We start from the raw sequence: 24801 nt of genomic DNA, 5'->3' as shown, positions 1-24801 counted from the left end.
TTTCCTTTCCCTTATGCATATGGAAACTTCATGGAATCCCTTGCATAATGGAATGACACACATATCACGCGCCGCTTCTGCTCCCCCTTAATCTTACTTTTTACATATATAAGTTTTCCGTTAATATCTTTTCCAAAAACAAACAACAGTGGTGGATTCAAGTCATCGATATCAATCTTTGTCTCAGAATACTCTGAAACTGATAATTCTTTGAGTCTCTCGACCACATCACTTGTATCATAATCTAAATCTAACAATGTGTATGGTGTAGAGTGTTCTTCATCATCTATTTTTTTCTTTTTTATCAGTGTAAGATCAGAATCTATATTAAAATCCTCTTTTCCCAAAAGTTCATTTAGCTCTTCCAGGAAAGCAATTACTTCTCTTTTTTTCGACTGTGTACTAAGAAAAATATTAAACACCCCCTTTATGTTATTCTATCAATTGATAGTGTACACATCAATTGATTGTTTGTCAAATCTAAAAGACCAAAAAAGCTATTGATGCATGCACACCAATAGCTTCCTAGCTTGCCCTAGTCCAATTTGTATTTAATCCTCTGCTCCTCGGTAAGCTGCGCCCCTTCAAACTGCTCATTGAAAGAATCTACCAGCTCATCCATGGAACGGATCTTAAACTTGAATATCTTTTTATCATCATAGCAGATTGCCTCATTGGCGGAAGGAACAAAGTTTTTTCCCAAAGGAATATAGTGCAAAAGGCCGCTGTCAGCCAGATCCACGATGTACATACCCACCGAATCACTGACAGCTACAGTATCGGACTCTTTATCATAATTAACATAGGAAATGTCCTCCATCTGCACATCGGATATATAGAGGAATTTCCCTTTTTCCAGGTCATATACCCTAAAGAGCATATCCACGCCCTGCATAAAGAGCAGTCTGTTATCCTCTGAGAATCTGATCAGGCTGCTGAAGTCATCATCGGAGAAGGCAAATTCATGTATTACTTTGTCCTTGTCGGTACTGATGACCCGCATCTTTCCATCTGCGCAGCCGGCAGCGATATATGCACCGTCCGGGCTTACTCCGTATCTTTTAACATAATCCCCCAAAGAAAACTCTGTCCACTTGCCATTTCCGATGTTAAGCAAAAGCATCTCGTCATCATAACTTTTTCCAATGGCCTTTGTTCCACCGTCAACTAACTCGCAATCAGAAAAAGAATATTTCCGTTCTTCATCGGTGCAGTGATATACCACTGTATTGGACATAAGGTCGACCACATAGTAATCCTCATAGGAATGATACAATAAGTGCCTTTTATCCTCACTGATGACCAGCTCCATCCGGTCCTCTTCATCCCTGAAGCTGATATCTTCCACCTCACCGGTACTGATGGTGTACTGATATATACCCATGCTGTCCCTCAATATGATGATGGTATCTTCGTCTTTGTAGAATGCATGGTCAAAAGTAATATCGTCATAGGACAGGTTCGTAAGCTCCTCTCCGGTCTCAGTATCATAGACGTGAATAGTCCAGATGCCGTCCACAAAGCCCTTATAAACAGCAGCGACAAAGGTTCGTCCTGAGGGGCTTGAGGTCATATAGAAAACATCGTCCTCGCATTCATCAAAATCAACCTTGCCGGGATCCGGGAGAAAAGACATGACCACCAGGTTGGGGGTGGCGAGGTCCCTTGATATAATATGCCCTCTTCCGGCATAGAAATACTGCATCTCTTCGGATGTAAAATATGACACTGCCTGGGAGACGTTGCCGTCTTCGGCGCTTATATAATTTATTTTTCCATCAAAGGTTCCCACCATCATGGAATCGGAATTTTGAACGAGATAAATATTTTCAATATCTGCAGGAGCTATATATTTTAATTTAGTCTCCCCGGTATCAAGATCAAGATTGTAGAGATTGGTGTTGGCTGTCAGCACAAGATCTTTTTCCTGCCCGTTATCCCCTTGATAGATTCTGGATTTCAGGTTTATTTCCGCAAAAAAGTAATATGCTCCACCTTTGTTGTAATAGGTTTCTTTGAACTCGAAATCTTTGCAAAAGAGCTCCTTGCAGGTATTAAGATCAAACTTCTGAACATATAGTTTTACAGGTTCAGAGCCGCCCTCATATCCGCTGTCTGCTGAGGCCGCAGCGATATTGTTGTCAGGGGTAAAAGTGCATTCCATAAGGGAGTTTTCTTTCAGGGCATACTCGGATGAGGCGCCGGTGTCCATATTTAAAACGTTGAGGATTGTTGGATCTTCGCTGTCATACTCCCACTGATGAACAAGAAGGAGTTTGTAATCATCACTAAAATGTGCGGACTGAACGGAGAACTCTTTTTCTCCTTTTCGGGCAAATTTTCTTACAAGCTTTCCGTCTGAAAGATCATAGACTTCCAGGTCCCCGGTGCCGTAGGATGAGTCCTTTGCCACCACTGCATACCTGTTATCTTCGTCAATATATGCGCCATCACATCTGTTTTCAGAAAAATCCACGCCATAGGCCACATTTCCGTTTTCATCGAAAGCCGTGAGAAACCTTCTGGTAACAATTATCAGACGGCCATTGCTTTCAGCGGCTGCCTGGACATAATCCTCTGAGCCGTCTATGCGACTCATATCTCTTTTTAAAATGCATCTGCCACTGCTTAATTCCCACCAATACACGGCATAGCCCTCATCGATGGAAACAAGCCTTGTTCCGTCACTGCTTAGCTGGAAGCTTCGCAGTTCCCGGTCATGCTTAAGGACTTTATCATAAACAGGGATAATGCCCTGGTCATAGGAATTATTGGCCTTCTCAAGGGCATATATGCAGTCACTGACTAAGGGTCTGTCCTTTCCGTTCACGGGAAGACCTTCCATAGCCAAAAGACCGGCTGTTTGTCTGTCTCCCGCTGCGAGAGCGTCGATGGACTTTTCAGCCAGGACCTTTGATTCCTTTATCAGCATCTTTTGATAATTCTCACTGATTCTGCGCAGATTGTAAGCATTGTAGAAACCGAAGGCCAAAGAGAACGCGGCAGCTGCGGCTATAATGGTCATGTTGCGCTTTCTGATACGCTCTTTATGGCGCTGTCTGAGATCGTCATAGTCGCAGCCCAGAATAGCTGCCACAAGACGAAGGGATTCGGATTTTATCTTCTTTTGGATCTCACGATTGCTGCTGCCTCTTACGTCCGCAGCAAGGGGTTCCACGGGATTTCCGAAGTCATCACAGCAGATCTGAGGAGGGAAAGAATCTGCGGGCTCCCCATCCGCCAAAACCGCCAGAACTTTATCCCTGGAATGGGTGGCGATGAAGGTGTCTATCTCCTTCATAACCCAGTAGGATTCCTTGGTAGCGGGAGTACAGATGACAATAAGAAACTCTGACTCAGACAGAGCCATCTCGATGTTGCTGCCAAGGTCACTGCCTATGGGCAGCTCCTCCTGATCTCTGAAGACTCTGTTGATCTTCTTTTTCCCGGTTTCCTTCTGGATCGCCATAGGGATCCTGCCGGTCTCCAGGGCTTTGTGAATTCCCTTGGCTACCAGCATGTCTTTTTCAAGGTGTCTGTAACTAATAAATGCGTCGTATTTCATTTTTCCCCCAACAATTATGAATTAGTAGTGAAATATTGTAAGTATAGATATTGTATCATGTCTTCGGGGCAACAAAAAAGCTCCCGGTCAGGAGCTTTTTGACTATACAATTATTATATTTTGTCATGGTAATATTTTTCCCATCAAGGATATTCTTTTTCTACAAAAACATCGAAACGCGGTAACGGCAATTTGATAATTCCCCTGTTAGAAACATCAATTAGTCCCTTATCTCTCAGTCTTTCTCTATACTGCGAAAACTCATTTTTCTTCTGTTTAGTCATTTCCAGAAGTTCAGATACAGGCATCACTTCTTTTTTCACAATAAAAGACAAGAACCATTTATCCTTCTCTGAAAGTTCAGACCACATCTTTTTATATACGTAGTGGCTGAGCGCTTCATCGAACTTTACCAGAACCGCATGGTAACAGTTTTGCCGCTTCCTCTTGTTCCGGTAAGCATAAAACAATTATTCTGACCATCTTCATCAAACATCTCCTGAGTTATCTCATCAATAATAAGCTCTCTGCTGATATACTGATTAGGGACTTTGCCAAAATTTAAAACAAATGGATTTCTTTCCACAGCTTATATACTCCTATATACTTCTATATACTTGCAAAAATGATATATACTTCTATATACTTGTATATACTCTTATATACTTCTTATTTCATTATATACTTCTATATACTTTTTGACAAACTCAGCTATTCCTCATCCCCAGAGCTTTAAGCATTTCCATCGCCTTGGCATAGGATTCGCTCTGTCAGTTCACGCATATATCAAAGTTAATTGTGCAAAGTCAATATTAGTTAATTATTTGTCATCCCCGCTGCGATCTTAGGAATTAGCTCAAGGTCCGCAGGAAGCCAGTCGACGCTGTCCAGCTCGCTCCGGGTCAGCCATTTGGCGGCCTCATGCTCAAGGAGCTGAAGCTTCCCCTCCGCCACGGTAGCCCAGTAGCAGTTCATGTTGAGGTGGAACTTCTCGTAGTCGTAATCGATGACGTCGATGAGATCATGTACCTGAATCTCAGCTCCCATCTCTTCCCTGATCTCTCGGACAAGGGCTTCCTCCGGAGTCTCGCATTCTTCGATCTTTCCCCCGGGAAATTCCCAGCCGTCCTTAAACTCGCCGTAACCACGCTGGGTTGCCAGTATTTTTGTTTTCTTATGGTAATCGTCGCAGATGATGGCTGCGACCACGTTAACTGTTTTCATATATTCTTCCGCCTTGTTTTTCACTAATACATCTACCAAAATTCCCCGGCGCCCTTGTTTAACCAGTGTCTACAAGTGTTCCGGGGAATCATATACTATGTTCTTATACAGAAGCCTCGCTGAAAAATTCATCAATTGTTTCGTCATCCAGCTTAAACTTTGCCTTTATAAGGCTACGAATATTCTCATCTGTGTCATTGAGAGCTCTGCCATATTCAATGAAGCCTAAGACGGCTTCTTTCGTTACTTCTTTCGTTACTTCTTTCGTTACTTCTTCAGTTACCTCTTTTGTCACCTTTTCAGTTACTTCCTTAGTAATATCTCGCTTTATATGCTCGATTCTATCCCAATTCTGCATAAACTTCTTCGTAACCTCCGTTTTTCCCTTGGTGTCGGAAACGATTTTGTCCATTGTAGTTACAACAGGATCCGGATTTTCTTTTTTCTCACCTGTTACAATATAGTTTACCACTTCCTCGACCCTTTCTCTATACGCAGAAGTACCTTTGAGATTGTTTTTCCCTTTTCCATAGAGGAATATTCTCCTGATCCCGTCTTCATACTTAATATCTGGATGAGACTCAACCACAGATTTTACCTCGTAGTACATATCTCCACTGTCAAAAGGATCATAAGACAGAATTGTAATGGATACATAATCCGGAAGGTCCATATAGCTGGCGCTGGTAGGAAGGTTCACGCTATCCGTCAGGGCCTGATAATATCTGCCTCTTTTGGGAAGTTCCTTTTTGTCAGCAGCTCGATCCTCCACCTCTAAGTCGTAGATTGTAGTGTTACCTAAAAAGGCCTTTTCTTTTTCAATGGAAACATCAAGACGGATCCCATGGTAGATGGAATCAAGTCCATTTATGACCTTCTGTGACTTCACTGTGGAAATAGGAATATCCATATCCAAGACGCTGTCAACTATGCACTTTACAACTATTCTTCCCTTCTCATCATCTTCTGCGATGGAATCAAGCAAAAAGCCATTGATCAGATTCATCTCTGCAATTCTCTTTCTGGCCTCCTCAAACGTAATACGTGGTACATCATTAGGTGTTACTGTTAATTCAATACTCAATACTTTTTCCTCTCTTTGATTTAGTTATTTTGGAATCAGTGTGGCGAATTGCCTGTGAATCCAGAAAAAAATAGAATATTAGTCCGCAGAATTCGGACTGCAAGATGAAGTATAGCATCACAGTAACTGTATATCAAATGAACATTGTGTGACCACTTTCTTAAGGTGTTCTTAAGAATTTGACGGTTTTACGGCGATTTTGCCATTTAGCAAGTCAAAATAGCAGATTTCTATGGAACATGCATTATCGAGTATAATTATCTTATGAAAATTCTATTGGTGATAGACGTTCAAGAAAAATATCTCCCCTACTATGACGCTGACCTGCTGCCCAGGATCAACGCCCGGATCAGTGCGGCCAAATCGGAGAATACTTCTGTTTTCTATGTCAGGAACATTGGAATTAATGGGGACAGTGATGAATATTCTTTGGCAAAGGATCTGCTAATTGTCTCAGATAATATCTATGAAAAAAAATTCCCCAGCGCCTTCACAAATGCCTCTTTTGTAAAAGCCCTGGAGAATCTGAATGTTACTGACATTGAAGTTGTGGGTGTGGATGGAAACAGCTGCGTTAAGCATACCTGTATTGATGCATTAAAATCCGGTTATAAAGTCACCCTCAATCGCTCCTGCACAGCTGCACGAAATGCCAAAATCTATGAAAAGACCCTTGAAGAGCTGGCGGAACTTGGGACGACTTTGTGCCAATGGAAATGATATACGAATTGCTCCATGACTAATGTCATTTACACATTTATGACTTTTGACACCTATATCATAAAAAATATTTTGCCACAACTTATTTTTCATTCGTATAAATAATCAGATAAGAAAATACAAAGCAATGGCGGCTTAAGCTTCACCGGAGTCATTACATTTTCTTATGAGGGCTGATTCGATGGCTTTCGCTTCATCAGGAATCAGACAAAAAAATAATGAAGAGCATCCACAGCTAGGGTGACGTGAGTTTCACCAATGCCAAGGGATGCTCTTTGCGTTGTTATTTTTTATTTGTTATTCACCAACAGGCGGAATAGGTGGTACTTGGGATATTTCTGAATCAAACAGTTCCGGCAACTTATCGCCTGCTTTTTCCCATTCTTTCATTCCGTTTGTCCAGACCAAAGTATCTTTACCCATTTTGCCTTCACTAATCATCGTGGATAATTTATAAGCATCAAACGGCCCATCTTGCTTTCCCTCAATCACAACATGATATGACGGAATTGGCGGTGGAGCATTTTTTGTCACTTGTTTTACACCATTAACGGCAGAAGTGAATAGGTTGGATACTGCTTTTCCAACATGATCCTTCTTTTCTGATAGATTAACACCATACTTGTCTGACAAGGCATCTTTCTTTGCCTGAACCTTAACCTTAGTTTCACCAATCGCCCCAATCAAGTCGCCAGCAGACTTGGCAAAAACCTTCATTCCACCTTGCTGTTTTTTCTTTAGTTTTTTGTAATCCTCAGAATTTTCGTCAACTTCAATAGCTGTTATATCTACTCTTGTAACCGTAATTCCATATTCATCGTAAAGAACTTCCTTAAGTCTGCTGTCTACTTCATTATTGATTTCCTCTCTCTTGCTATCAATCTGAAGCACTCCAACTCTATACTCAATAGGTGCCTGATGCAAGACAGATGCAACCTCACGTTGAATGGATGACCGAACTTTTTCTTTAAGTAAATCTATATCAAAAGCCCTCAATGTATTTTTCTCAATAAACTTGTGATAGTCTGAAATATTAAAGTTTATTTCTCCACGAGAAAAAACATCCACACTAAAGTCGTTGTAGTCGAAATCAACTACCTTAGTTTTGGGAACTCCAAATCCCATCTTTACCAAACCAGCAAGATTAATAAAATAAACTTCTGCCTGGAATGGACTTCCACCATTATACGCCATACCTATAACATTCGCTAAAATTGGAAAGTTCTCTGTCTCTATCAGCTTGTCATATGGGCCTTCAAAGAATTCAAGTGCATCTTGTGTGTTTGGATATTGAAATACTGCGACAGATCCTTCTTTAACTCTTAAAGAAGACCCCCACCTGATCTGATTAGCTCTTTGACTTGTTTCTGCATCTGATCCCTGTGGATGCCATTTCCATATCAGGTAATCTGCTTCGTCACATCTAATGACATCCATAAATCCGCCGTCATTCTTGTTAAAGAGTGCCATTGCTCCTCCCCTTTCTCTTTATTCCATAATTTAATGATATCAAAAAAACGGAAACTTCTTTTTTATCGGCTTTTCAGCTTCTATTTCTGCCATCTTTTTATCAAAAATCCCCTGTATTTTCTTGAAATCAGGATCATTCCCAAAAGAAAGCTTTGCCTTTTCATATGTTTGATAGAACTTTGTTTCCCATGCTTTTATAACTACAGGAGCTACATCAGTAATTAAGGTCTTACCTGCCAAAAATCTTGCATTCATATAACTGGATGCAAGGATCATAAACTCAAAGATATCCTCTTTAGTATTTGGAACAATAAAGTTTCTAATCAAACTCGCTATTTTTTCATCAGTAGGATTTTCTGTGGATTTCGATATTCTCGAAGCGACAGCATCTTTTATGTTATTTCGTTTTCTCTCAAGTTTTTCAATCTCTTTTGTCAAGCTTACGATTGAATCTGCTGCCCTCAAATTATGAAACTCGTATCCGCATGCAGGGCATTTAGCCACAATACCATTAAGGGGCTGACCACACTGCGGACATTTTTTTGCCTCTTTGGCAGCCTTCTCTTGTTCAGCAAGTCTTTTGGCCTCTTTTTCAGTTGCTTTTTCCTGTCGTTCGCGGGCAATCGTCTCTCTCGTTTCTTGCGCAGCTTCACTAATCGTCTGCGCTGCATCACTTATCCCCTGTGATGCTTTTCCAATAGCTTTTCCAACCTCATTTAAAAATGCCATTAGTCTCCTCCGATTAATATAATACGAAGATGATTATATCCCCTTATCACTTATATTAAAACTCTTTTAATCAGGAATTCATGTACAATGACTCAATAAACCCATGCAATGTAAGTTCCGTATCAATGAATTTCTCTTCTACATGAAAATAGAAAGATATAGTTTTTTTGCTCAACGAATAACAAAAGAAATTTCCAAAAGGATCTTTCGCGAAAGGTAAATACCGAATATTATTTACAGCTTCCATAGCCATGTCAAATGTATCGGCATCCCTAAGCGAATTCATCTGATTTTCAATTGCTGTAAGAAGATCAAGTGTATTTGTTTCAAGGGCAGCATCTCTTTTGCTCTTAAGCTCTTCTCTTGCAACTTTGGCATTATCAATTGTTATACGTGTATGGTCTAGCACACGACGAAGGAATCTCTGAGACTGCTGGCACTTATTGTAAGCAAGTAATTTGAAGCAAATGTCTCAATTGATTTTTCAAGCCAATACATACCACTATTAGCGTATACAAGATTTTCACATTCTCCGGACACTTTCATGGATCTATCCTTCATTTGTCCTGGCAAAATGTCATATTTGTACAGCTGAGTATAAAAACGTCCCTTAGGTTCTGAGAAATTGGCTTTTTGCTCACTATTTTAACCTTAGCCATTACAAATCCTCCTTGCTATCCTTATACTTGTTTTTTAAACACGCTCACTTAATTATTGTATCATTTTTACGTCCATATAATGACTGCTTTTCAATACTAAATATCTGTGTTTTTGCCCTGCTTTATCCCCACCATTATCTGCCTGACTCTTCTCTCCGAAAGGCCAAGAGCTTTTGCCATCTCCGCAGGCTTCATTAAATCCATATTTTCCCTGATAAATTCCTCGCGAAATTCTTTTGAATAAAGCTTCTGAGGGAATGTGATGTTAAGTCCGGAAAAGCGCTTCCAGATCTTCATTGTTGCGGCATCTCCCAGTAATTCTGCCAACTCTTTGTATACACCGCTATAGCGTTCCGGATTACTGTTCACAGCTGTCACCTCCTCGTCTTTATTCAATTGTAATGAATCATTTTTGAAAATATCACTTGCCTTATACCCTGTATTTTTCATGTGAAATCTGCACTGCCGTTTTTCCGAATACATTTGCAGCGCATTCCTCCTTTCACATTAGGGCATGATTTTTTCGCGAATTTCAAAAACTAGACGGAGGTAAGTCAACGGGAGGCTGTGGCAGACAAAAGTGAGTCAATGGGGCAACAAAAATGTGCCTGCTACCGTGTATAAATTACACAGCAGCCGGCACTAGTGTCCAAAACTTTATCAGATATCGCCCTGAAGTACTCCGTTCTCATCGAACTCGTAGTATCTCCAGTAAATAAATGTTGTTCCTGTGGCCATTATTCCATCATTGTCGCCAAAGAAGTATGTATTACCGTCGATTGTCTGCCAATTCCTGGCCATCTCACCATTTTCATAGAAATACCATGTATTTCCTTCATAAGTGACGAAGCCAGTCTGCATCACGCCGTCGTCATCATAGTAATGATCGCCGTAATAGTCGTGAGCCATTTTATTTCTAACCATCTTGCCGCCATCGTTGCGGTCAAAGAGATAAGTCTTTCCGTCAATGGTATTAACGCCCTTAAGGATAATGCCATTTTCGTCGGCATAATATTTCTCGCCATCAAGCTCAAGCCAACCGATATGAGGCCATCCGGTCTCGTCATAATAATATGTGTTATACCAGGGTGAAACAAACTGGTTCTTTGGAGTCTTTCCATCTTCACCAAAGTAATATTCTCTGCCATCAATGTATTGGTTACCAAACTTCATTGTGGGGTCATACTCAGTGCCAAAGTAGTAATTTTCTCCATCTACTGTCTGGAAGCCATACAATCTGTTGCCTTCTTCATCCAGGCAGTAATACATGCCATTCTCTTCAACGATTGATTTGGTCTCAACCGGGGCACCACTTGAAAACTCAAATTCGGGTGAACAATAGTATGCGTACATATAGCCATCGCTGGTATTTTCCAAGCCATTCATGAAAACCCATTCCTGTCCATCTACTATAAATTTAGTCTCCGGAGAAATGGCATATCTGCCGGAACCATATGCACCTATGTTGATCACGTATATATATGTTCCCTCAGTTACAATACTGCCGGGATCTATTCTGGAAAAATAATCATCTCTTTCATTTTTTATAAAGCGCTCCACCCCAAAATGAAAGCAGATCATAATTTGAATTAAATTTAGGATCTGTGTACGGCTGATCTAAAGCAATACACTCTGACATGTTAGTTGTAGCCAATATTTCGTCAAGAACCGTTCTGCCTCTGGTGCGGGTCTCCATGGTAATCTCATTACCGGATGTTTCCGCTGCTAATGCTGTAACAGGTTGTAACGCAAAGCATGCACTGACTGCAAATGCAAATACCTTGGTTAGAAATCTTTTATTCATCATATCCCACCTCATATTTCTCACTTAAAGTTTTACATTTTTGTTCCTACATGTTTTTTGGTGACGTCGCCAACAAAATGAAGCTTAGCATTTGAAAAAAAATATTACAACCCCTGTAAAAAATAGTGAAATTTTATTTCTTTTCAGTATTTCCGCTACTTAAACGTTTCAAAAAACGTTTTCTCAGGATTGAAAAAAGGACCAACTTTAATATGTTAGTCCTTTTTATTTCATACATCTTTTATCGCATTTACATACATATAATTTTTTGGAGCCATAATCCATCAAATTTTAATATTTTTATCATCAGGTGACTCACTCCTTCACTTCACTTCGAAGCTACGCTCTTCATCGTCCGGTGGCAGAGGTGTCCTGTCTATGCGTTCGACGCCGATGAAGCGGCCGGACATGATGGTGGCCACGAACTGGTCGATGGCGGGATCGTCGCCCTGGATCTCGCAGGTGACGGAGCCGTCATATTCATTGGTGACATAGCCGGTTAGTCTGTACATATTGGCAGCATGGGTGGCGGTATATCTGAAACCGACACCCTGAACTGCGCCATAGAAACGAAGTTTGTATCTCTTGATCATATTTATACTATATTGCCACTCTATTTGCTACTCTATTTGCTACTTTATCTGCTACTTTATTTGCTACTTATCTATTTCTTTATAACGCAAAAGAGCACTTATATGCAATAATTTAGAGATAATTGGTCTTAGAGCGCCTTTTCACATGCCGCAAGACCAATTATCTCCATATTTTGGCGTAACAACCTATGAAGTAGCGTTTCGGAGTTACATAAAAAAATCAGATCAGTATTCCCTCAAAATGATCTATCTCATGCTGGATTATCTGCGCTGTGAAATCCCTCTATTGCTTTTTTCCTGACCATCTCAAGTTCCTCAGGATAGATACAGTGCTTAAATGCATTCTGCCTCACTCCGGCTATACATTCATCCAGATTCATCCACAGCACACTGCTTACTTCCTCCTCCTGAAGAACAAGATCGCCTTCTTCCACGTCTGCCCACAGAAGAAAAACCTTCGTAAACTGCCTGTCGTGGTACTCCTCTCCAAAAAACACATCGTCCCAGACGATCCTTCTGTCGCCGCAATATACAAGCTCAGACTCTGAAGCCGTAATACCAAGCTCCTCATGAAGTTCTCTTACAGCAGATTCAAGAAACTCCTGCCCCGCTTGTATATGCCCTGCACTGGAAATGTCATAACACCCGGGAAAAGACTTCGTTTCTGCCCTCTTCTGCAAAAGAACCTGAATCTTATTATCTCTTTTTCTCAGGATCCACACATGCGCTGTCCTGTGCCTCACACCGTTCCTGTGGGCATATGCCCTTTCCACCGTCTCGCCGGTAGGATTTCCATTTTCATCAACAATATCAAGGTATTCTGCCATCAAAGCCTCCGTAACTATCATCTAATGCCATCCATAATGTTCATAAAGATGATACCATTAATACGCCTACTAAGTGGCATAATCATCTCCTTACCTTCCTGCCTCTTCTTTGGAAATCAGCATCGATATCCATATCCCAACCGCTACCGCCAAGATCCTTATCAACGTCCCGGGCGCTACCCGCCATCATAACCGAGCAGACTGCCTTTGATACGCCTTCATATACGATGCCGGTTCCGATTCCATCACTGACGTAATTAACTGTTCTATCCTTACGGATTCCGTACTTTTTGGCCTCAGCATAAGCATCAATATTGGCTCCAATGAAGATAAACTCCCAGCCATATTTTTTTTGCTGCTTCTTGACCATCTTCTCGATCTTATCACGAGAATATATTCTGCTGGCATTCTCCATGCCGTCTGTGGTGATGACAAAGATGGTCTTCTCGGGCCTGTCCTCTTCCCTGGCATACTTGTGAATGTTGCCGATGTGGTGTATAGCTCCGCCAACTGCATCCAGAAGAGCTGTGCAGCCTCTGACGTAATACTGCTTGTCGGTCATCTTCTCAATCTTTTCAATCGGCACCCTGTCATGGATAACCTCACACTCATCATCAAAAAGAACTGTGGAAACCAGGGCCTTTTCCCCGGTCTTTTTCTGCTTCTCCATCATGGAGTTGAAACCTCCGATGGTGTCTGCCTCAAGGCCGCCCATGGAACCTGATCTGTCAAGAATGTAAACAATCTCTGTATATCCCTTACTCATCTCTTTTGCCTCCATCATTACATCTATAGCTCACTGCAGTGAGCTGTTTCCTTTGTTCTGATGCAATAATACCTTTTTGGCAAAAGAAATAGGTCAACCCTAAGGCGACCTATGTAAACCCTTGATAAGTGTCAGCCCGAAAGCGAATCCAGGCCATAATCAAACAGCACTATATCGATCTTCATTACGTTGTAATCCTCGTGTCTTATGAAGTACTCCACCACAATATCCGTCTGAGATACAGGAGAAAAAGCATATCCCGCAAGCCGAAGGAAATCAACGGCTTCATCCATGTTGAGCCGAAGCCCCACTGCAAGAGCAAGGACCTTTTCTTTGGAGGGCTTGACCTGACCCTTTAGTAGCTTTGAAAAATATTGCTTTGAAATATTGGCAGCTGCATAAACCTCAGAGTTCTTGAGGCCTTTCTTGTTGATAAGCTGCTGAAGGTGCTTCTCAAAAGAATCCGTATACATGCTCTTTAGAGCGTCATCCAGAGACTGTGCTTTCTTGGAAGCAAAGAGGTTGGGCTTCCTGTGCGACGCAGCTCCTGCAGCACTTATGGAAGACATCAGCGGAGCGCCATATACTTCATCCTCTCGTTCTGACGCTTCATAAGATGATTCTTCATATGAGGCCTCTATGCGTCTTCTCTCACGAGGACGCTCAGACCTGTACTCCTCTTCAAGAGTCTCTGCAACATAGTCGTCATCAATATAGCTGCGGACTTCTTCTCCCAACTCTCCGGAGATCTTAACAGATCTCTCTCCGAACACCACCAGGAATATTTCCATCTCATGCCCTTCAAGGAACCGGGTAAAGGCTTCTACCGCAATCTCGATACCAAGCCTCTTGGGAAATCCATAGGTCCCCGTTGCAAGCAGCGGAAATGCTATGGACTTGCACCTGTGCTCATAGGCAAGCTCCAAAGACTTGTCGTAGCAGACCCTTAAAAGATCCGCCTCACCATGATCTCCGCCCCTCCACCAGGGTCCGCTGACATGGATAATGTATTTTGCCCCAAGCTTAAAAGCAGGAGTTATCCCAACTTCCCCGGGCTCAAGGCGCCCTATTTCAGCCCTGGCCGCAAGAAGCTCATCCTCTCCTGCTGCCTTGTATATGGCACAATCAACGCTGGCCCCGATGGCCACATTTGGGTTTGCCGTGTTAACTATGGCATCTGCTTTTACTTTAGTAATATCGTTTCTAATGATCTGAAATGGCATAATTACTCACTCCATCTTTTCTAAATACTGAACAGGCACAGCCTTTGTAAGCCATACTCCGTTCTCAGATAAAAAGAACTCTATGCCTTAAAATAAGACTTATAAATTTACTTACTTCTGTTGTATTCCTACATCATCGTTTCTATAAGCTATTTGAGCTTCCTTAATAATCCAAGCTATTTATGTTTAGAAGAAAATACTTCATTCCCATGATTACGTATCCCTCATCATTTCTCCATGGTTTTGAAGATCCATTTACAAGTACAATTTTCTTGAAAGAGTCTGGAATGTTTCTAAACGAATTATATTCCTGCTGCTGTTTTTCTTCAGTAGAAAGATCATATGCAACCTGTATATAGTAACGCTGACTTCCCATATTGGTCACAAAGTCCACCTCTAACTGTTTTCTCACGTTTTGGCCTTCACTATTCTTCTGATTCACTTCTACAATACCAACATCCACGGAGTATCCTCTTGCTAAGAGTTCATTATAAACAACATTTTCCATAAGATGCGTTGGCTCTTGCTGCCTAAAATTCAATCTGGCATTTCTAAGCCCAACATCAGTAAAATAGTATTTAAGATTAGCAGCTATGTATCTCCTGCCCTTGATATCAAACCTGTTTGCTTTTGATATGAGATATGCTTCTTCCAGAAAATCTATATGAGTTGCTATTGTTTTGTGTGTATAGCTACTATGTCTTTCCGTTGCAAAAGTGTTCGAGATCCTTGTAGGTGTTGTATTACCATTTTTTGCGACTTGACGCATTTTTAGGTAATAGTATGACATGGGTCATTTAATCAGCAATTTGAAAAACTATCCACCATCTCCTGGAGCTCCACGTAGCGGTCCATCTTCTGCTCGATGAGGGCGTCGACCTCTTCTTTTTCCTTGCTGAGGGCCATGAGCCTGGGATAGTCTGTGGCGGCCTCAGCTATCTGGGATTCCAGGTCGGCACTTTTTTCCTCGAGAGCCTCGATCTCGGATTCGATATTGTCGTACTCCTGCTGCTCCTTATAGGAGAGCTTGGTCTTCTCCCTGGGAGCACGGTATTTGCCCTTGGGCGCCGCATCCTCCACGGGAGCCTTAGCTGCTTTTCCCGCCGGGCTTCCTGCCCCGGCTTTGGCCTCCTCCAGGGCCTTCTTATGCACAAGGTAATCAGAATATCCGCCCTCGCTCTGATAGAGGCTTCCGCCCTCCTCAAAGGCAAAGATCCTTGTCACCACTCTGTCCAGGAAGTATCTGTCATGGCTTACGGTGATGATGATTCCCGCAAAGCTGTCCAGATAGTCCTCCAGAATACGAAGGGTCTGGATATCCAGGTCATTGGTGGGCTCGTCCAGGATGATAACATTTGGCTGCTCCATCAAAACCCTCAGCAGATACAGCCTTCTCTTTTCCCCGCCGGAGAGCTTGCTTATAGGCGCATACTGCATTTCCGGGGTAAAAAGAAATCTCTCGCACATCACAGAGGCTGACACCAGTCCTTCTGCACATCTGATAAACTCTGCTGTATCCTTTATATAATCAATAACTCTTTTGCTCTCATCAAGGGCCTCATTCTCCTGCCCGAAATACCCGATCTTGATGGTCTGTCCTATCTCCACGAAGCCGCTGTCGGGCTCAACGGAACCCACAATACACTTAAGCAGCGTTGACTTGCCGCAGCCGTTTGGTCCGATGATCCCTATTCTGTCCAGCTTGTTAAAGGTATAGGAGAAATCGCTAAAAAGAACTCTCTCCCCATAGGCCTTGGAGATTCCCTCCAGGATTATGGTCTTATTGCCCATTCTTGTGGGAAGGGATGACAGCTCAACCTGCCTCTCCTCCTCGAGGCGCTGCCTGTCACGAAGGGCTTCAAACCTCTGGATATGGGCCTTTTGCTTGGTGGAACGGGCCCTTGCGCCCCTGAGCATCCAGGCCAGGTCCTTCCTGTACAAAGTGGCGGCCTTTCTCTCTGCTGCCTGCTCGTAGTCCAGGCGCTGCTGCTTGAGCTCCAGAAATCCAGAATAATTGGACTCATATCTGTAGGCGCTTCCCTTGTCGATCTCCAGGATCTGATTGGTAACCTCATCCAGGAAATATCTGTCGTGGGTTATCATAAGAAGTGCCCCTCTGAAGTGCTGCAAAAACTCCTCCAGATACTCGATCATCTCTGAGTCCAGATGGTTGGTGGGCTCGTCCAATATCAGAAGGTCCGAGGGAGTCATAATGGCCGCCACCAGGGCCGCTCTCTTTTTCTGTCCCCCGGATAAAATAGAGGGGTTGCACTCCGGATCGTCGATTCCAAACTTGGAGAGGTTTGCCTTTATCTCTCCCATCTTGTCCCAGTTATCACCACCGGCGTAGATCCTGTCTGTAATGTTCTCAAGAAGGGTCTTGTCCGGATCGAAAACAGGGTTCTGGGGAAGGTATGAGATCCTGAGGCCATTGGCCGCCACGATCTGTCCGCTGTCGGGAGAAACCGCCCCGGCGATGATGGCCAGCAGTGTGGATTTGCCGGTTCCGTTGGTGCCCACCACGCCTATCTTGTCGTCATCGTTGATGCCCACGGAGATCCCCTCCAGCACGGGCTTTGACATATATGATTTGCTTACATTTTCAACATTTAAAATATTCATTTGTATCCCTGTATCTAATAATTTCCTAATATATTAAAAAAGCCTTAACATGGCCGAATAAATCTTACCATGCTAAGGCTTATTTGTACAAATCAGACTATGGTTTCTTTCCCGGTATTATTATTCAACTATTACCGCAATCTTGACTGTTACGCCGTTTATCTTGGCGGATACAGTGGCTTTTCCGGCACTTCTTGCCTCGATAATGCCATTTTCATCAACGAAGGCTGCTGCCTTTGAGGATTTCCAATTGAGCTTATGATATACACCCGGAGTACCGATCATAAATCTTGAGCCCTTCTTCAGGGTAAGTGTATAGTTATTTGCCTTGGCACCGGCTTTGAGTCTGCTGTCTGTGGTATCAAGTTCAGGAGTCTCTGTATAAACTCCGGTCTTATACTCCACTCCGTTATAAGTGCAGGTAATCTCTGCATATCCGCCGCTGACAGCGGTTACCTTACCCTTGGCATCAACGGTTGCGATCTTATCATCTGAAGATGCCCAGGTAGCCTTGGCATTCTTTACCTTATAGAACTTAAGGGTAGCTGCCTTGCCAACATTGATGTAAGCCATTCTCTTTGCAGGTGCGGGAACTACATTTACTGTAAATTCAGCCTCTACGGTGTTTCCGCCTGCGGCATAAGATCCGTAAATTCTAACTGTACCTGTCTTAACAGCCACAAGCTTACCGGATTTCACGTAGGCAGGAGCCGTGTCTTCACTTAGCTCTTTTTCGTTGCCATCATAATATTTCCAGGTAGCCTTAGCCGGCTTAAAGCCGCTGTTCTTAGCGTAACTCAGGGCTGTGGATGTTCCGGGATTTACGCAGATCTCAGCTTCTTCATAGAGGCATCCGTCAGAATCAGCCTTTGTTCCCAACTTGGAAGGAACGCCATAGCCTGTCTTCTTTCCGAATACATCACTTACGGTAAACTTGCAGTTGTATGCCTTGCCGTTAACATAGGCTGTAACCTTGGCGCTTCCATTTCCGATGGCTTCAACTGTACAGGAGGTGCTTCCGTCTTCATCATCGGGAACAACTCTTACAACCGCAGGATTTGAGCTAACCCATGCAGTGTTGAAGGTGATAGTGCCGGGAACTCCGTTAACCACATCAGCACTGAGGAGGCTGAGCCTTGCTCTTCCGGCTTCACCGTCGGGAGCTATTGTTGTAAGGATAACGGCCTTAACAGCTGTATATTTGCTCTCTCCGGAATTATCTTCTACCTCGTAAAGGGCAGGTGATACAACAGTAATATTGTATGTAACCTCAGGATTAGCAGCCTTATTTGTAACGGATACTATTACATCCTTACCCTCTTCATCCGTAGCCACAGGAGTTGCCTTCTTGGCTTTTACCTTACCGTTTGTCTTGCCTACGGTTACGAATTCGGTGCCGGAGGATACCCACTGGCCTTTTCCAAGGCTATAGGTCTGTCCTGTCACCATGATCATGCTATATTTATTATCCTCTTCAGGAACAAGAGGAATCACAGGATCCAGTCCGGAGCGTGGATCATCTTCACTGATCTCATTCTTGACCACGATGACGCGAGGTTTTACCTGATCCCATACAGCCATGAATTCGTCGCTCCACATAAGCTGAGCTGCTGCCTTCTGCTCCTCAGTCATGGTAGCAAAGCCGGGCTCCATCTTTTCAGGTACAAGGTCCGCCTCATCAAGCATTACGTATACAACGCTGTCGGCTGTCAGAACATAGCCTTCCTCTGTCAAAGGAACTATCTCTCCGTTGACGGAAATCTTTGCGTTGGCAAGGATATTTGCTTTATACTTCTCAGTTTCCTTTTCGTTGTACTCGCCGTTTACGTAGAGTACAGGTAACAGATAATCTGCTGTTAACTTGGTTCCCTCAGGAAGTCTCATGGAATTTCCTGATTCGTAGAGATTACCCCATCTAAGTCCGAAGGATCTGTATTCCTTCTCATGCAGCTCATAGGACTGCTCAAACTTATCCATGAAGTAATAGCCGCTTGTAATGTAAATATCATCACTTGGCATTCCCTGATTTGCTGCAGCGATGACCTTAAGGCCTTCCGCTTCGGTTCCGCGGGAAACCACAAGTTCATCGATAAGAATAGGATCAACTCCCGGCAAAACTGTAGCGAACTCAGAACCGCCTGCCAGGAGATTCTCGTAAGCATTGTAAAGAGGAAGGATATACTTTCCTTTCAGATCCTTAACATCCTCAACACGGCTGCATGCATAAGGACAATCGGCATCAATAACGGAATAGGTCTCAATTTCACCGTTTTTATCACCATCCTTAAACAGTGCGTAAAGATATACGAGCCTATCCTGGGTATAAATGATCTCTCCCTTTTCATCCTTTTTACCGGACATAAGAGCTACCGGCAAGGAGGCAGAAAGGGTACTTCCCATGGTATTTCCCTGGGCATCGGATAAATAAGTATCATAAATTGATGAAGGGTAGATCAGGGTTCCGCCTGCATTACTTACCCATAACCAGTTGTTGTTTTCATTGTGGTTGTACAGCTTAATACCGTTTTCAGAGGCTGCATCGTCCAGTTCTCCGCCGGGAAGAAGTCCGAGGCCGTAACTCTTATTGCCCACGGTCAGCCATCCATGCTGGCTTACGCCCTTCAAAAGCTTATTGCCGGTTGACAGAGGTCTTGAATAGTAATAATCGCCAAGATTTATTACATTCAGATCCATTGCAGTAATGCGGTTATCATACAGAGCCTTGGGGGCTTTGCTCTTAATATTGGCTGCCATTTCAGTATTTACCGCAAAGGCCTCCAGAGAAGCTCCCAGCTTTTGCTCTATAGCTGCAACAGAGGTCTCCTCAGTGGTATATTTTCCGGTATGGATATCCATAAGTACCTGTCCGGCACTTCTGATGGCAGTATAGCTGCCCATGAAGTTACGCCAGGAATTGGAATTTGGATCAATCTTTCTGTACAGCTCAAGATAGTCTTCCCACAATTCAGTGGAGTCACCTCTGTAAGGGAATTCAATTGAAACGCCACCAAGCTGAGTATTATCCTTGGCAATCCAGTCTTCGAAATAGCCTGTATTCTTGTGATATACCACAGGTTCTTTGCTGTCAAAGACCTTCATCAGCTTCTGTGCTGCATCAACTACAGCTGTAACAACCGGATCGGTAGTCTCATCGGCATAGGCCGGTCCATAGAGATTCCTCTCCGTAATGAATGCAAAGTGTCTGAGGTCAGCAGTTTCACCGAACTCAACTGTTTCACCTCTTATGTCATAGATCTCGCCATAGGCTTCATCGGGCTTAGCCTGTATATAACCGGAAAGAGCATCGGCAAAATCATCAGCTGCTCTGTTAAGCTTGGAGAGCTCATTCCAGTCAAGCTTCATAAGAGCCATGGTTCCCATGGAATCATCGCCATCCTTGACATACCATGCTACATAGTCATCTACTATGGTCTTTCCAATATCCTCGGTAATTGCAGCCATGGTGCTGCTCTTTCCGAAGGCATCATCTTTATCCTCAGCTGCTGCTACGCTGAGACGGTTAACCCATCCCACATAGTCCCAGCCGTCTCCGGGCTCAAGGGCCTCGGAAGCTACCATATAGTCAGCAACGCCGTACCATGACTGCATGGTCTGCATTGTGCTCATAAGGCATGCGTCATAACCAACGAAGCTCAGGGACTGCCAGTTCTCAACATCTCTCTGCAGAGCTTCAAAGGTCTTCTTTACATTGTAGGAATTGATAAGAGTTGAACCTCTCTCATCTTTTCCATAGCCGGCAACTTCTCCGCCGCCGTGGTTCCAGAGCACCAGGATATACTGCTCTGAAGGATACTGTTCCATGGTGGTCTTTACAAAGTCATAAAGCTCAGGTGTGACGCCGGTTTCATCGCTGTATGACATGGAAACCTTCTGCTTTGGATCATCGTTTTCATAGTAGTTCTTAGCAGATGCAATGCAATAATATGAGTTATCATCAGCTTGTGTCAGAGGAAGCAGCTCATAGCGCTGGTTGAGCTCCCAGTCAATGACATCGCCGGAAACCACCTGTCCATTCTCAACAGTAGGAGTCAAGGTGCTGAAAATCTTGTAAGAATCAGGATTTGTAGCTCCAAGCTCCTTCATCTTCTGATTGTATCTGACAAACTCATAATCTCCCGCTGTTATGGTGGCTCTGAGATTAGTTCTGTTATCAATCTTATTTTCTCTGGTAATGCCCTCTGCCTTTTCGCTTGCATTAGGGTCATAGCTGACACCGCCGAGATCCACAATTACGTTTACGGGCAGTTCCTCTACTCCCAGCTTTTCCTTGGCAGCTGTAAGGCCTGCTGAAATCTCTGTCATATCACTGGACAGAGCATAACTGTTTCTCTCAAGGTCTGAGCCCATACCATAGAGCATAATGGTTGCTTTCTTTTTGCTATCCTGTGGAGCAGGCTCCTCTTCATAGATATAGTATTCATTCTGGAACATATCCCTGATGATATGGTCAGCCTTGATACTTGCTGAAGCTGTTCCAAGCTTGAGCTCAGGTTTCTGGCGGTCATAGGCCCAGTCAGTAAGCTCTGCAGCCATCTTATCGATATATTCCTGGGAAATGGTTCCTCTTCCCAACACTGCATCTTTAAGCTTTGTCCTCTGAAGCAGGAAGTTGCCATCCTTGTCCAGGAAATAACGAATATTGTTAAAATCTCCCACAATGGTTTCAGCAGCATCATATAAAGGTACGATATAGCTCTTGTCACTGAATTCTTCACTGCTTACATATCTGGAGATGTTCATACTATCCAGGCTTGTAAAGGTGCTATATCCCTCAATAGTTCCTGTTTCGCTGCCCGCTTCGAATTTCACATCCAACAGGATGGGTTCAAGAGGGGTGAAAACATCATCATAATCATCATTATGGGAAGTAAGTTCCAAATGAACTGCGGGAACCTCTATATACAGTTCTCCGGTAAAGGGATCGTCACCGTATTCGTCAGCCACATTAACGGGATAAACATAGGTTTTACCTTCATTGGAAAGATAGAACCACTTGAGATCCTTTCCGAAACGCTCAAGTATTATGCCGTCTTCTGTAGCTTTGAAGTCGGAAACATATCCTAAATACATGCTCTGTATTTCTTTATTTTCATTCTCAAAATCAATTCTTCCGTGCTGATATACGTCATCCACCGTGGTCCAATGGTCATTGGTACTGTAGTACACACCGTCTTTTGGAACCGCTCCGGTATCATTCTTGGTGATTCTCTCTTCATAGAGATCATGAGCTGTATCTTCAACAAGATACAGAGCACGCTCGGAAATGTTGAAATTCTTCAGGTTCTCATCAAGAACTCTCTCCAGCTCATTTATTCCGTCTTCCTCTGTTGCATATTTGTCATCCTTATTCGTGTATATATCGTAAAGGACCTTACCGGTGTCCTGAATGCCGGCATAGGTTCCCATGAGATCTCTGTAAGCCTGTCTTTCCTCAAGCTTGCCGTATACCATGTTCCAATATTTCCAGGCTTCGCCGGTATTAATATATGGAGTAAATACAGTAAGTCCGCCAAGGGTCTTCTCTGTCTCATAGGCTCCGGTGTTCTGATAATAATTGATCAAGGTACCCTTATTGTTTTCAACATCGTAAAGAAGCTGCTCAAGCTGATCAGCAGCATCATAGAGATTGATCTCGATCTCGCTTCTTTGTCCTTCTAAGGGCAAAAGCTCCTTTATCTTAGTGCAAAGGCTTCTGATATCACTGTTTCCTGCACCATCGCCTGCAAACTTGATAGCATTCTTATTTCCAATATAGAAGCTTCTGAAAGCCGCTGTGGGATCATCAGCCAGGTAGTCCAGGAAAACATCTGAAAGGTTATCTACAGCATTTGCTACAGACTCTGCATTAGTACCTCTTAAATCAAACAGTGCAAGGGTTCCGTCGCTGCCTTCATACCACTGGGTAAAGCTATCAACTACTTCTTTTCCCACCTGCTCTGTAAAGTCGTCCATATCATTGGTGGCCAGGAACACATCTGTCTCTTTATCAAGGGCAGCGCATGAAACAGTGTACATCCATGGTAAATAGAACCATCCATCCTGACCCTCAAGGTCTTCGGAAGCTATAAGGAATCTGCTGTAGTCGTCCCAGGCCATAACTTCCTCAATGTCACCCATAAGGCAGGCATCATATCCTACAAAGGCAAATTCCTTCCACTGATCTCCTCTGCTCTCTTTGAGCTTGCCAAAGGTCTTACGGACATTGTCTCCGGTAACGCAACCTGCCCTCTTGAGAATCATATTGCCATTCTCATCAGTTTCTTCATCACGCTCATCAACGCCGTAACCGTTGACCGGTCCGCCGCCGTGATTCCAGAGAACCAGAGCATACTGCTCAGCAGGGTAATCCCTCATTGTAGTGTCAACAAAATCATAAAGCTCGGTGATAACGCCGTCTTCATCGGACTTCACCAGACTGATATTTTCATTTTCAGTCTTTACCGGAGTCTTAGCCGGAGTAAGTGGTGCTGTTGAAAAATCAGTGGGATTGGCAACAAGCTTCCATCTCTGATTCTTTGTCCAGTCAATGGGCTCTCCAAGGTCCTGGGGACCTGTAATCGCACCTTCATAGCTCTTGGCAGTCAGAGTATCAAAAATAGTTCTGGCACCAAGATCTTTTTCACCGATCAATTTCTTAAGACCGGCATCATATTTAGTGAAAAAGCTCTCATTATTTTTTATATCTTTAGCTGCAGTGGCGCGGAGTTCGGCTTTCTGAGCCGCATCACGTGCATCGGACATTGTCGGATTATAAGAAACACCACCGGTCTCTACTATTACATTAATAGGAATATCTTTGTTTCCTTCGGTGTTTTTATCTGAAAGAAGGGCTGCATCTATTCCTGCAAGGATCTCTGTCATATCAAGAGTGCCTGCGAAATATTTGCGCTCAAGATCAGAGCCAACCAGGTAAACCATCAGTGTCAGTCTGTCTTTTTCTGTGGTCCCCGAATCCTCAGGCTGTTCCCCGGGTTCTTCCCCGGGCTCTTCATCGGTCTCCTCTGTAAGCTCAAACTCTTCTGTTTCTTCATCCTGAGCCTCAAGGACAATTTCCTCTAAAGAAGAGTCCTCCTCAGGGTCTTCCGCTTCAAAGATCACTTCATCCGGGTCTTCATAGGTCTCAGCCGCCAGAGCGCTGACTCCGGGAGCTGTGACGATCATTGAAAACGCCAGAATTAAAGCCAAAATCTCACTGATTCTTCGTCTCATGCAAATACCTCCTAAACCACAATTCCACACTTATACCCTTGGCTAAATAAACGCCTAGTTACTAATATCATAAACGCTATTTTGCTCAATTGCCACCCCGTCCCATGGGGCTTCCGGGGGATTTTGGGCTTGACATTTTTGTTTTTTTCCTGCCAAAATCGGAGATTTTTGAAAAAATTAAGAATTTCGGATGCAATTCTACTCATGGTTGCATAGTCATCTTTAAATTAACGGCATATCATTGTGAATATTGGCTAAATAATGTATATGGATTTTATGCACCAT

18 protein-coding genes and 1 pseudogene are annotated in these 24801 nt (G+C 43.3%); 1 reads left to right on the top strand and 18 read right to left on the bottom strand.

Going from position 1 to position 24801, the window contains the following annotated elements; translation table 11 throughout:
* Positions 1–11: 11 nt before the first annotated feature.
* The 5 genes from T359_RS0106715 to T359_RS0106690 all read right to left on the bottom strand — a co-directional run bounded on the left by T359_RS0106715 (position 12) and on the right by T359_RS0106690 (position 5873).
* Positions 12–347: a hypothetical protein gene (locus T359_RS0106715; RefSeq protein WP_155840026.1), complete on the bottom strand. Its 336-nt coding sequence runs from the start codon at positions 345–347 to the stop codon at positions 12–14.
* A gap of 188 nt (positions 348–535) precedes the next feature.
* Entirely contained in the window at positions 536–3565 is a 3030-nt protein-coding gene (locus tag T359_RS0106710; protein WP_026516799.1) for a toll/interleukin-1 receptor domain-containing protein, read from the bottom strand.
* A gap of 409 nt (positions 3566–3974) precedes the next feature.
* Complete coding sequence (locus tag T359_RS22400) at positions 3975–4151, bottom strand: hypothetical protein (RefSeq protein WP_155840024.1); 177 nt, start codon at positions 4149–4151, stop codon at positions 3975–3977.
* Between the two features lie 230 nt (positions 4152–4381).
* Positions 4382–4789, bottom strand: coding sequence for a (deoxy)nucleoside triphosphate pyrophosphohydrolase (locus T359_RS0106695; protein WP_026516797.1), 408 nt, complete (start codon positions 4787–4789; stop codon positions 4382–4384).
* A 103-nt stretch (positions 4790–4892) separates the two neighbouring features.
* Entirely contained in the window at positions 4893–5873 is a 981-nt protein-coding gene (locus tag T359_RS0106690; protein ID WP_155840022.1) for a hypothetical protein, read from the bottom strand.
* A 264-nt stretch (positions 5874–6137) separates the two neighbouring features.
* On the opposite strand from T359_RS0106690, the gene T359_RS0106685 reads away from it, so the two are divergent.
* Positions 6138–6593 (top strand): cysteine hydrolase family protein, encoded by a 456-nt coding sequence (locus tag T359_RS0106685; protein WP_081795442.1) that lies wholly within the window; start codon positions 6138–6140, stop codon positions 6591–6593.
* Positions 6594–6890: 297 nt separating this feature from the next.
* Here the strand turns inward: T359_RS0106685 and T359_RS0106680 are convergent, their stop codons facing one another.
* The 13 genes and pseudogenes from T359_RS0106680 to T359_RS0106615 form a co-directional block, all read right to left on the bottom strand.
* Positions 6891–8063 (bottom strand): SPFH domain-containing protein, encoded by a 1173-nt coding sequence (locus T359_RS0106680; RefSeq protein WP_026516794.1) that lies wholly within the window; start codon positions 8061–8063, stop codon positions 6891–6893.
* Between the two features lie 39 nt (positions 8064–8102).
* Positions 8103–8792: a hypothetical protein gene (locus T359_RS21430; protein WP_051545054.1), complete on the bottom strand. Its 690-nt coding sequence runs from the start codon at positions 8790–8792 to the stop codon at positions 8103–8105.
* A gap of 70 nt (positions 8793–8862) precedes the next feature.
* Positions 8863–9201, bottom strand: a complete 339-nt coding sequence (locus T359_RS0106670; RefSeq protein ID WP_026516793.1) for a hypothetical protein — start codon at positions 9199–9201, stop codon at positions 8863–8865.
* 346 nt (positions 9202–9547) lie between these two features.
* Entirely contained in the window at positions 9548–9820 is a 273-nt protein-coding gene (locus T359_RS0106660; protein ID WP_242839061.1) for a Mor transcription activator family protein, read from the bottom strand.
* A gap of 291 nt (positions 9821–10111) precedes the next feature.
* Positions 10112–10924, bottom strand: coding sequence for an N-acetylmuramoyl-L-alanine amidase family protein (locus T359_RS0106655; protein WP_197027065.1), 813 nt, complete (start codon positions 10922–10924; stop codon positions 10112–10114).
* Between the two features lie 64 nt (positions 10925–10988).
* Positions 10989–11258 carry a hypothetical protein gene (locus tag T359_RS0106650; protein WP_026516790.1) on the bottom strand — a complete coding sequence of 90 codons (270 nt, stop codon included), beginning with the start codon at positions 11256–11258 and terminating at the stop codon, positions 10989–10991.
* A 320-nt stretch (positions 11259–11578) separates the two neighbouring features.
* Positions 11579–11848, bottom strand: a complete 270-nt coding sequence (locus tag T359_RS0106645; protein ID WP_035783896.1) for an acylphosphatase — start codon at positions 11846–11848, stop codon at positions 11579–11581.
* A 251-nt stretch (positions 11849–12099) separates the two neighbouring features.
* Positions 12100–12675: an NUDIX hydrolase gene (locus tag T359_RS0106640; RefSeq protein ID WP_035783894.1), complete on the bottom strand. Its 576-nt coding sequence runs from the start codon at positions 12673–12675 to the stop codon at positions 12100–12102.
* Positions 12676–12757: 82 nt separating this feature from the next.
* A complete protein-coding gene (locus tag T359_RS0106635; protein WP_026516787.1) occupies positions 12758–13441 on the bottom strand; it encodes a vWA domain-containing protein in 684 nt (227 codons plus the stop codon).
* 131 nt (positions 13442–13572) lie between these two features.
* Positions 13573–14664, bottom strand: a complete 1092-nt coding sequence (locus T359_RS0106630; protein ID WP_026516786.1) for a macro domain-containing protein — start codon at positions 14662–14664, stop codon at positions 13573–13575.
* A 163-nt stretch (positions 14665–14827) separates the two neighbouring features.
* A pseudogene (locus tag T359_RS19595) lies at positions 14828–15406 on the bottom strand (DUF4143 domain-containing protein); the annotation flags it as partial.
* 59 nt (positions 15407–15465) lie between these two features.
* Positions 15466–17286 carry an ABC-F family ATP-binding cassette domain-containing protein gene (locus tag T359_RS0106620; protein WP_026516785.1) on the bottom strand — a complete coding sequence of 607 codons (1821 nt, stop codon included), beginning with the start codon at positions 17284–17286 and terminating at the stop codon, positions 15466–15468.
* A gap of 120 nt (positions 17287–17406) precedes the next feature.
* Entirely contained in the window at positions 17407–24516 is a 7110-nt protein-coding gene (locus tag T359_RS0106615) for a clostripain-related cysteine peptidase (protein WP_026516784.1), read from the bottom strand.
* Positions 24517–24801: the final 285 nt, after the last annotated feature.

Origin of the sequence: Butyrivibrio sp. MC2021, assembly GCF_000621605.1 — a bacterium.
Classification (GTDB): Bacteria; Bacillota; Clostridia; order Lachnospirales; family Lachnospiraceae; genus Butyrivibrio.
The sequence above is the reverse complement of the archived record's forward strand: the minus strand, read 5'-3'. Positions and strand labels throughout refer to the sequence as shown.